The organism is Pseudomonas sp. zfem005 (assembly GCF_032621735.1).
GTDB classification, from domain to species: Bacteria; Pseudomonadota; Gammaproteobacteria; order Pseudomonadales; family Pseudomonadaceae; genus Metapseudomonas; species Metapseudomonas solani.
On the sequence record NZ_JAVYJE010000017.1, the window covers coordinates 115,605 to 125,344 of the forward strand.

7 protein-coding genes are annotated in these 9,740 nt (G+C 69.4%); 5 read left to right on the forward strand and 2 right to left on the reverse strand.

Annotated elements, in window-relative coordinates; genetic code table 11:
- Window positions 1-36 precede the first annotated feature (36 nt).
- From RTW82_RS29485 to RTW82_RS29500, 4 genes are read left to right on the forward strand one after another with little or no spacing between them, the layout of a single operon-like run.
- Window positions 37-834, forward strand: coding sequence for an enoyl-CoA hydratase-related protein (locus tag RTW82_RS29485; RefSeq protein ID WP_316927317.1), 798 nt, complete (start codon window positions 37-39; stop codon window positions 832-834).
- The gene (locus RTW82_RS29490) at window positions 831-2,366 is read left to right on the forward strand and encodes a 3-hydroxyacyl-CoA dehydrogenase (protein WP_316927318.1); all 1,536 of its coding nucleotides are present in this window, start codon (window positions 831-833) and stop codon (window positions 2,364-2,366) included. The genes RTW82_RS29485 and RTW82_RS29490 overlap by 4 nt, the downstream gene beginning before the upstream one ends.
- The gene (locus RTW82_RS29495; protein WP_316927319.1) at window positions 2,366-3,568 is read left to right on the forward strand and encodes a 3-oxoadipyl-CoA thiolase; all 1,203 of its coding nucleotides are present in this window, start codon (window positions 2,366-2,368) and stop codon (window positions 3,566-3,568) included. The genes RTW82_RS29490 and RTW82_RS29495 overlap by 1 nt, the downstream gene beginning before the upstream one ends.
- A gap of 52 nt (window positions 3,569-3,620) precedes the next feature.
- Window positions 3,621-4,877: an OprD family porin gene (locus tag RTW82_RS29500; RefSeq protein ID WP_316927320.1), complete on the forward strand. Its 1,257-nt coding sequence runs from the start codon at window positions 3,621-3,623 to the stop codon at window positions 4,875-4,877.
- A gap of 669 nt (window positions 4,878-5,546) precedes the next feature.
- Here the strand turns inward: RTW82_RS29500 and metR are convergent.
- Window positions 5,547-6,464 carry a transcriptional regulator MetR gene (gene metR, locus RTW82_RS29505; RefSeq protein ID WP_021217003.1) on the reverse strand — a complete coding sequence of 306 codons (918 nt, stop codon included), beginning with the start codon at window positions 6,462-6,464 and terminating at the stop codon, window positions 5,547-5,549.
- Between the two features lie 109 nt (window positions 6,465-6,573).
- Here metR and metE point away from each other — a divergent pair, with 109 nt between their 5' ends.
- Entirely contained in the window at window positions 6,574-8,862 is a 2,289-nt protein-coding gene (metE, locus tag RTW82_RS29510) for a 5-methyltetrahydropteroyltriglutamate--homocysteine S-methyltransferase (protein ID WP_316927321.1), read from the forward strand.
- Window positions 8,863-8,918: 56 nt separating this feature from the next.
- On the opposite strand, the gene glyA is transcribed toward metE, so the two are convergent.
- Window positions 8,919-9,740, reverse strand: an 822-nt coding sequence (glyA, locus tag RTW82_RS29515) for a serine hydroxymethyltransferase (RefSeq protein ID WP_316927322.1), incomplete at its 5' end; no start/stop codon positions are given.

Below are 9,740 nucleotides of genomic sequence, written 5' to 3' on the forward strand. Positions count from 1 at the left end.
CGTTTCCCCTGCACAGAGAACTGATCGGAGATCGTCATGACGGTCCATGAAGAACGCTTTTGCCCGCCGCCACCGCTGCGGCTCGAACACCCCGGCCCCGGCATCGCCCTGCTGACGCTGGATCGCCCGGAGCGGCGCAACGCCCTGGACATGGCCCTGCGCCGTGCCTTGGCCGACGCCGTGCAGGGCCTGGACGACGACCCCAAGGTGCGGGCCATCGTCATCAGCGGCGGCCCCACGGTCTTCGCCGCCGGCGCCGACCTGGGGGAGCTGGTGGAAGCCGGCCCGCTGCAGGTGCAACAACGGCGCGTGGAGCGTTATTGGCAGGCCCTGGCGCAGTGCCGCAAGCCGCTGATCGCCGCGGTCAACGGCCTGGCCCTCGGTGGGGGCTGCGAGCTGGCGCTGCACGCCGACCTGATCGTCGCCGGCGCCACGGCGCGCTTCGGCCAGCCCGAGGTGCGCCTCGGCATCATGCCCGGCGCCGGTGGCACCCAGCGGCTGGTGCGGGCGCTGGGCAAGTACCGGGCGCTGCGCCTGCTGCTGACCGGTGCCCTGGTGGGCGCCGAGGAGGCCCTGGCCATGGGCCTGGTCAGCGAGCTGGCCGACGACGACGCGCTGCCCCGCGCTTTGGCGCTGGCCGAAGAGATCGCCCGCCTGCCGGCGCTGGCCGTGGCGCAGATCAAGGCGGTGGTGCGCGACGGTGCCGACCTGCCCCTGGAGAGCGCGCTGCTGCTGGAGCGCCAGGCCTTCCAACTGCTGTTCGACAGCCAGGACCAGAAGGAGGGCATGCGCGCCTTCCTCGCCAAGCGCGAGCCGGAGTACCAGGGCCGATGAACGGGAGCGAAATCACCCACCTCGGCGTGGTCGGCTGCGGCGCCATGGGCCAGGGCATCGCCCAGTTGGCGGCCTGCGCCGGCTTGCAGGTGCGGTTGCACGACGTGCGGCCCGAGGCGGCGGCACAGGCCCGCGAGCGCATCCTTGCTGAGCTGGAGAAACAGCGGGACAAGGGCCGCGTCAGCGACGCCCAACTGGAGCAGGCCCGTGTCGGCCTGCTGGCGGTGGAAGGGTTGCAGGGCCTGGCCGGCTGCCAGCTGGTGGTGGAGGCGATAGTCGAGGAGCTGCCCGCCAAGCAGGCTCTGTTCCGCCAGTTGGAGGCGCTGCTGGGGGGCGTGGCGATTCTCGCCAGCAACACCTCGTCGCTGTCGATCACCGCCATCGCGGCGGCCTGCGAGGCGCCGGGGCGGGTGGCCGGGCTGCACTTCTTCAACCCGGTGCCGCGCATGCGCCTGGTGGAGGTGATCCCGGGGCTCGCCACCGACGAGCACGTGGTCGAGCGGCTGCTGGCGCTGGTGCGGCGGCTCGGGCACCAGCCGGTGCGGGCGCAGGACTCGCCGGGCTTCCTGGTCAACCATGCCGGGCGCGCCTATGGCACCGAGGCGCTGCGCATCCTTGCCGAGGGTGTGGCGGCGCCGGCCGAGGTGGATGCCTTGCTGCGCGATGGCACGGGCTTCCCCATGGGTCCCTTCGAGCTGATGGACCTGGTGGGCCTGGACGTCAGCGTGCCGGTCATGGAGTCCATCTACCGGCAGTACTACGAAGAGCCGCGCTACCGCCCGCACCCCTTGCTGCGCCAGCGCCTGGCTGCCGGCCACTTGGGGCGCAAGAGCGGGCGTGGCTTCCATCGCTATCCACCGCCCGACGCTGTGGAGCAACCACCGATCGTGGCGTTGGATGGGCCACGGATGCCGGTGTGGCTGGGCCTGGACGAAGGCTTCGACGCTGCGCTTCTGCGCCCCTGGCTGGAAGGCCTGGGCGCGGTATTGGAGGAGGGCGAGCGGCCTTCCACAGAGGCGCTCTGCCTGCTGGCGCCCCTGGGCCTGGATGCCACCGAGGCGGCGTTGCACCTCGAACTCGACCCCACCCGGGTGGTGGCTTTCGATGCCCTGGCCGAGCGGGCCTCGCACCGTTGCCTGATGTCCACGCCCGTCACTCGGCCGGACTGCCTGGAGGCCGCGCGAGCCCTGTTCGCGGCCGATGGCGGCAAGGTCACGGTGATCCGCGACAGCGCTGGCTTCGTGGTCCAGCGCACCCTGGCCGGCATCGTCAACCTGGCCTGCGACATCGCCCAGCAGGGCATCGCCACGCCGGCCGATATCGACCTGGCCCTGCACCTGGGCCTGGGTTACCCACTGGGCCCGCTGGCCTGGGGTGACCACCTGGGCGCCGCGCGGGTGCTGTCGATCCTCCAGCGCCTGCACGCCCTCAGCGGTGACCCGCGCTACCGCCCCAGCCCCTGGCTGCGCCGCCGCGCGCGGCTGGGCCTGTCCCTGCTGCATGTCGATGCCCCCTTCCAAGGAGAACGCTGATGCTCGATGCCTATATCTATGGCGGCCTGCGCACGCCCTTTGGCCGTCACGGCGGCGCCCTGGCTCCGGTGCGCCCGGACGATCTCGTCGCTGGCCTGCTGATGCCGGTGCTGACGGCCGCCGGGTTGCCGCTGGAGGCGCTGGACGAGGTGATCCTCGGCTGCACCAACCAGGCCGGGGAAGACAGCCGCAACCTGGCCCGCAACGCCCTGTTGGCGGCCGGGCTGCCCGTGCGCGTGGCCGGCCAGACGGTCAACCGCTTGTGCGCCAGCGGCCTGTCGGCGGTGGTCGACGCGGCGCGGGCGATCACTTGCGGCGAAGGCCGGCTGGTCCTGGCCGGCGGCGCCGAGAGCATGTCGCGAGCGCCCTTCGTCATGGCCAAGGCGCAGCGTGCCTTCAGCCGTGACCTGGAGGTGGCCGACAGCACCATCGGCGCGCGTTTCGCCAACCCGCGCCTGGTGGCGCGGCACGGCGCCCATTCGATGCCGGAGACGGGGGACGAGATCGCCCGCGCGTTCGGTATTTCTCGCGAGGCCGCGGACCGCTTCGCCCTGGCCTCGCAGCTGCGCTACCAGGCGGCGCTGGAGGCGGGCTTCTTCGCGGGCGAGATCCTGCCGGTGGAGATTCCTGGGCGCCGCGCGGGCGAGGTCACGCGGGTGGAGCGGGACGAGCATCCTCGCGCCGACATCGACCTCGCCAGGCTGGCCGGGTTGCCGGCGCTGTTCCCGGGGGGCGTGGTCACCGCCGGCAACGCCTCGGGCATCAACGATGGCGCCGCCCTGTTGCTGCTGGGTGACCGCGTCATCGGTGAGCGCCACGGCGTGCGGCCGCTGGCGCGGGTGCTGGCCAGCGCCAGCGTCGGTGTCGAGCCGCGGATCATGGGCATCGGCCCGCAGCCGGCGATCCAGCTGGCGCTGCAACGCGCCGGCCTGACGCTGGGCGAGGTCGACCTGATCGAAATCAACGAGGCCTTCGCCCCGCAGGTGCTGGCCTGCCTCAAGGGGCTGGGCCTGGAGGCGGACGACCCCCGGGTCAACCCCCACGGCGGCGCCATCGCCATCGGCCATCCACTGGGCGCCTCCGGTGCGCGCCTGGCGCTGACCGCCTGCCGCACCCTGCAACGCAAGAACCTGCGCTACGCCGTGGTCAGCCTCTGTGTGGGGCTGGGCCAGGGCGTAGCCATGGTCCTGGAGCGCACCTGAGCGCTCCCTGACGAAGGGGCGCCCCCCGGCGCCCCGAGCCTTGGAGAGCACCATGCATAACAACAAGAAACACCCCCCTGTCTTCATTGCCCTGCTGCTGGGCGGCGCGGCCCCCTGGGCCCTGGCCGCCGAGGGATTCATCGAGGGTTCCAGCGCCACCCTGCAGATGCGCAACTTCTACATGAACCGCGACTTCCGTAACGACACGGGCGATTCGCTGCACGAGGAGTGGGCCCAGGGCTTCCTCCTCGACTACCGCTCCGGCTACACGCCGGGCACCGTCGGGTTTGGTCTCGACGCCATGGGCCGGTTGGGCCTGAAGCTGGATTCCGGCAAGGGCCGCGCCGGCACCGGGCTGTTGGCGGTGCAGGACGATGGCCGCGCCGCCGATGACTACGGCCGTCTCGACGGCACCTTCAAGGCGCGGGTGTCGCGCAGCGAACTGAAGCTCGGCGCGCTGGTGCCGAAGCTGCCCACCCTGCAGCCGAACAACGGCCGCCTGTTCCCGCAGACCTTCCATGGCGGCCTGGTGGAATCCCGCGAGTGGGAGGGCCTGGGCTTCACCCTGGCGCGCCTGGACGAGGTGAGCCAGCGCAACGAGGGCGGGCGCAGCGACCTGGCGCTGTACAACCGCAACAAGCGCTTCACCGCCGGGCCGCGCGCCGGGCACCTGGACCTCGCCGGCGTCGATTGGGAGGCGCGCCCCGGCTGGGTGCTGAGCTATCACCATGCCGAACTGGAGGACCTCTACCGCCAGGACTTCTTCGGCCTCAAGGGCCGCCTGCCCCTGGGCGAGGACCGCCTGGAGCTGGACCTGCGCCTGTTCGACAGCCGCGATGCCGGCACCGGCTGGAGCCGCGAGATCGACAACCGCTCGGTCGGTGGCCTGTTCACCTACCGCCGCCACGACGGCCATGCCCTGGGCCTGGGGTTGCAGCGCATGAGTGGTCGCACCGCCTTCCCCTACGTGCAGGGGGCCGATGCCTACCTGGTGAACTTCGGCCAGTACTACGACTTCGTCGAGCGCGGCGAGCGCTCCTGGCAGTTGCGCTATGACTACGACTTCGCCGCCCTCGGGGTGCCGGGGCTGTCGCTGATGACCCGCTACTTCAAGGCCCGGGACGGCGAGCTGGGCGATGGCCGCTCGGTGGAGGGCTGGGAGCGCGACACGGACATCAAGTACGCGGTGCAGAGCGGCCCGCTCAAGGACCTGGGGCTGACCTGGCGCAACGCCGTCTACCGCACCAGCGTGGGCCGGGGCGTGGATGAGAACCGGGTGATCCTGAGCTACAGCCTGGCGCTGTTCTGAGCGGGGCCCGGGCTTTGGCGTTCGGGGGCGAATGGCCCCCGGGCTGAAGCCCGGGCTACAGGGCTGGCGATGCTGCGCATCGCTTGGCGAATGAATTGGCTCTGTCTGCGTTAGCTGTTGTGGTTTTAAAGCAAGCGCTCAAGCACGGCCCTTTCCGGGCGTCCAAGAGTTCGTACCACCTCCACCGCATGGGTTTCGCTTCGCTCTACACCATCCTACGAAAGCTCGTGCGCACCACGTGGCGATGTGCTGGACGAAGAAAGTTGGAGCAGCCGCCAACGCCCCTCCAGGAGGCCGAACGCAGTCGTTGCGCCGGGGGACGAGCGGCATGGATGCCGCGAGAGGCGCGCCAGGCCATGGATGGCCTATCGCGCCGGCCCCCAGAGCGACGATGGAGTGAGGGAACCCCGGCGAAGCCGGGGCCGGATGATGGGGCAAGCCCTTTTGGTTCCTTTTAAGGCGATTGTTAAAAGGGACTCGCCCGGGGGGGCGAAACCAGAAACATCACCAGAGCTCGGCAATCAGCTGGGCTCAATTCTTCTAGCAACACTTAACGCAGACAGAGCCAATGAATTCGCCCCTACAGGGGCTGTGCCGTCGTAGGGCGGGTGCAACCCGCGGCCCCATCGCGAATGAATTCGTTCTCACGGGTTGGCGCATGCCTGCGGGTCAACGCGCGGCGCTGACGCCTTCAAGGGTGGCGAAGGAGGTGTCTTTGGCGGTGAGCAGGAAGTCGCGCATGAAGGGGGCGTCGAGCATGTCCGAGCGGATGGCGGCGTGGAGGGTGGCGTAGAGGGATTTCTCGCCGAGCTTCTTGGCCGTGACGTAGCCCCGCGAGCTGTACTCGTGCAGCGCCCAGTTGGGCAGGCAGCAGACGCCACGGCCGCTGGCCACCAACTGCATCATCATCACCGTGAGTTCCGAGGTGCGCACCTGGGCCGGTTCGACGTCGGCGGGTTCGAGGAAGCGGGTGAAGATGTCCAGGCGGTCGCGTTCCACCGGGTAGGTGATCAGGGTTTCCGTTTCCAGGTCCTCGGGGACCATATAGGGCTTGCCCGCCAGCGGGTGCTGGTTGGCCACCGCCAGCAACGCTTCGTAGGTGAACAGCGGCACGTAGGTGATGCCGGGCAGGTCGATGGGGTCGGCGGTCACCACCAGGTCGAGGTCGCCACGGGCCAGGGCCGGTAGCGGGGCGAAGGAGAAGCCCGAGGCCAGGTCCAGCTCCACTTCCGGCCAGGCATCGCGGAACTGGTCGATGGTCGGCATCAGCCACTGGAAGCAGCTGTGACATTCGATGGCCATGTGCAGGCGCCCGGCGGTGCCGCCGGCCAGCCGGGCGATGTCGCGCTCGGCGTTGCGCAGTTGCGGCAGCAGCGAGTCGGCCAGTTGCAGCAGGCGCAGGCCGGCACTGGTGAAGCGCACCGGCTTGGTCTTGCGCACGAACAGCTGCATGCCGAGGCGTTCCTCCAGTTCCTTGAACTGGTGGGAGAGGGCCGATTGGGTGAGGTGCAGGCGTTCCGCCGCCTCCACCAGGCTATCGGCCTCGCGCAGGGCGTGCAGGGTCTTGAGGTGGCGGAACTCGAGCATGGCGATTCTCTATGAGCAGAATTTGTGACGAACGAGAAAATGTTGAGTTTGTCTCATGGAGTCGCGGCTGTCGACAATGGCGCCATCAACCTGAATGGAGCGTCATGCCATGGCCCTGGCCCACAGTCTTGGATTCCCCCGCATCGGTCGCGACCGCGAACTGAAGAAAGCCCTCGAAGCCTTCTGGAAAGGTGAACTCGACGAAGCCGGGCTGCGCGCTGTTGGCCGTGACCTGCGCGCCACCCATTGGCAACTGCAGAAGGACGCCGGCATCGAGCTGCTGCCGGTGGGCGACTTCGCCTGGTACGACCAGGTGCTGACCCATTCGCTGACCTTCGGCGTGGTGCCCGAGCGCTTCCGCCCCCACAGCGGCAAGCCCGGCCTGGACACCCTGTTCGCCATGGCTCGTGGCGTTTCCGGCGGTTGCTGCGGCGGCGCCCATGCCCAGGAGATGACCAAGTGGTTCGATACCAACTACCACTACCTGGTGCCGGAGTTCACCGCTGACCAGCAGTTCCAGCTGAGCTGGGAACAGCTGTTCGAGGAAGTGGACGAGGCCCATGCCCTGGGCCACCCGGTGAAGCCGGTGCTGATCGGCCCGCTGACCTACCTGTGGCTGGGTAAGGCCAAGGGCGGTGAGTTCGACCGCCTCGATCTGCTGGATCGCCTGTTGCCGGTTTACGGGGAGATCCTCCAGCGCCTGGCCGCCCAGGGCGTGGAGTGGGTGCAGATCGATGAGCCGATCCTGGTGCTGGACTTGCCCCAGGAGTGGAAGAGCGCCTTCGAGCGGGCCTACAACCTGCTGCAGCGCGAGCCGCTGAAGAAGCTGATCGCCACCTATTTCGGCGGCCTGGAAGACAACCTCGGCCTGGCCGCGAGCCTGCCGCTGGATGGCCTGCACATCGACCTGGTGCGCGCCCCGGAGCAGTACCCGACCATCCTCGACCGCCTGCCGGCCTACAAGGTGCTGTCCCTGGGCCTGGTCAACGGCCGCAACGTCTGGCGCTGCGACCTGGACAAGGCCCTGGATGTGCTCCGGCACGCCCATGAGCGCCTGGGCGAGCGCCTGTGGGTGGCGCCGTCCTGCTCGCTGCTGCACAGCCCGGTGGACCTGGGTCGTGAGGACAAGCTCGATGGCGAACTCAAGGACTGGCTCGCCTTCGCCGTGCAGAAGTGCGCCGAGGTCGCCATCCTCGGCCGCGCCCTGAGCGAGCCGGAAGCCCCCGAGGTGCTGGCCGCCCTGGCCCACAGCCGCACCGTGCAGGCCGACCGTGCGCGCTCGCCGCGTATCCACAAACCGGCGGTGCAGGCACGCCTGGCGGCCATCGAGCCGGCCCACAGCCAGCGCCGCTCGCCTTTCGCCGAACGCATCCGCCAGCAGCGCGCGCACCTCGACCTGCCGCTGTTCCCCACCACCACCATCGGCTCCTTCCCGCAGACGGCGTCGATCCGCCTGGCGCGCCAGGCCTTCAAGCAGGGCAAGCTGTCGGCGGTCGACTACACCGAGGCCATGCACAGCGAGATCCGCCATGCGGTGGAGGTGCAGGAGCAGCTCGGCCTGGACGTGCTGGTGCACGGCGAGGCGGAGCGCAATGACATGGTCGAGTACTTCGCCGAGCAGCTGGACGGCTACCTGTTCACCCGCTTCGGCTGGGTGCAGAGCTACGGCTCGCGGTGCGTGAAGCCGGCGGTGATCTTCGGTGACCTGAGCCGCCCGAAGGCCATGACCCTGGACTGGATCCGCTACGCCCAGGGCCTGACCAACAAGGTGATGAAGGGCATGCTCACCGGCCCGGTGACCATGCTGATGTGGTCCTTCCCCCGCGAGGACCTGACCCGCGAGGAGCAGGCCCGGCAGCTGGCGCTGGCCATCCGCGATGAGGTGGTGGACCTGGAGGCGGCGGGCATCCGCATCGTGCAGATCGACGAGGCGGCCTTCCGCGAGGGCCTGCCGCTGCGCCGCAGCCAGTGGCAGGGCTACCTGGACTGGGCCACCGAGGCCTTCCGCCTGTGCGCCTCGGGCGTGGCGGACCAGACCCAGATCCACACCCACATGTGCTACAGCGAGTTCAACGATGTGATCGAGTCCATTGCCGCCATGGATGCCGACGTGATCACCATCGAGACCTCGCGCTCGGACATGGAGCTGCTGGAGGCCTTCAAGGCCTTCGCCTACCCCAACGAGATCGGCCCGGGCGTCTACGACATCCACTCGCCCCGTGTGCCGGACAGCGCCGAGATGGCCGGCCTGCTGCGCAAGGCGGCCGAGCGCATCCCTGCCGAGCGCCTGTGGGTCAACCCGGATTGCGGCCTGAAGACCCGCGCCTGGCCCGAGACCGAAGCGGCGCTGGTGAACATGGTGGCGGCGGCGCGGCAGCTGCGCGCGCAGTTCGCCTGACCAGGGCGTGGTAACGAAAAAGGCGGCCCTCGGGCCGCCTTTTTCATGGGCGTGGATCAGTTGCGGTAGACGGGGAAGTCCGCGCAGAGGGCCGCGACCTGTTTGGCCACCTGGGCCTCGACATCGGCATCGCCGAGGTGGTCGAGGATGTCGCAGATCCAGCCGGCCAGCTCGATGCTCTGCGGCTCCTTGAAGCCACGAGTAGTGATGGCCGGGGTGCCGATGCGCACGCCGGAGGTGACGAAGGGCGATTGCGGGTCGTTGGGCACTGCGTTCTTGTTCACGGTGATGCCGGCGCGGCCGAGGGCGGCGTCGGCGTCCTTGCCGGTCAGGCCCTGCTTGATCAGCGACAGCAGGAACAGGTGGTTGTCGGTGCCGCCGGAAACCACGTCGAAGCCGCGCTCGATGAAGACTTGGGCCATGGCCTGGGCGTTCTTGATCACCTGGGCCTGGTAGGTCTTGAAGCCGGGCTCCAGCGCTTCCTTGAAGCACACCGCCTTGCCGGCGATCACGTGCATCAACGGGCCGCCCTGGGCACCGGGGAACACGGCGGAGTTGAGCTTCTTCTCGATCTCCTCGTTCTTGCGGGCGAGGATCAGGCCGCCGCGCGGGCCGCGCAGGGTCTTGTGGGTGGTGGTGGTGACCACGTCGGCGTAGGGCAGCGGGCTGGGATACAGACCGGCGGCGACCAGGCCGGCGACGTGGGCCATGTCGACGAACAGCAGCGCCCCGACCTTGTCGGCGATGGCGCGGAAGCGCGGGAAGTCGAGGGTCTTCGAATAGGCGGAGAAGCCGGCGACGATCATCTTCGGCTTGTGCTCCACCGCCAGGCGCTCGACTTCGTCGTAGTCGATCAGCCCGGTGCGGGTGTCGAGGCC

What these genes read in the sequence shown, in the direction of transcription:
- RTW82_RS29485 (WP_316927317.1), top strand. Translation starts at nt 37, where the DNA reads ATGACGGTCCATGAAGAACGCTTTTGCCCGCCGCCACCGCTGCGGCTC.
- RTW82_RS29490 (WP_316927318.1), top strand. Translation starts at nt 831, where the DNA reads ATGAACGGGAGCGAAATCACCCACCTCGGCGTGGTCGGCTGCGGCGCC.
- RTW82_RS29495 (WP_316927319.1), top strand. Translation starts at nt 2,366, where the DNA reads ATGCTCGATGCCTATATCTATGGCGGCCTGCGCACGCCCTTTGGCCGT.
- RTW82_RS29500 (WP_316927320.1), top strand. Translation starts at nt 3,621, where the DNA reads ATGCATAACAACAAGAAACACCCCCCTGTCTTCATTGCCCTGCTGCTG.
- metR (WP_021217003.1), bottom strand. Translation starts at nt 6,464, where the DNA reads ATGCTCGAGTTCCGCCACCTCAAGACCCTGCACGCCCTGCGCGAGGCC.
- metE (WP_316927321.1), top strand. Translation starts at nt 6,574, where the DNA reads ATGGCCCTGGCCCACAGTCTTGGATTCCCCCGCATCGGTCGCGACCGC.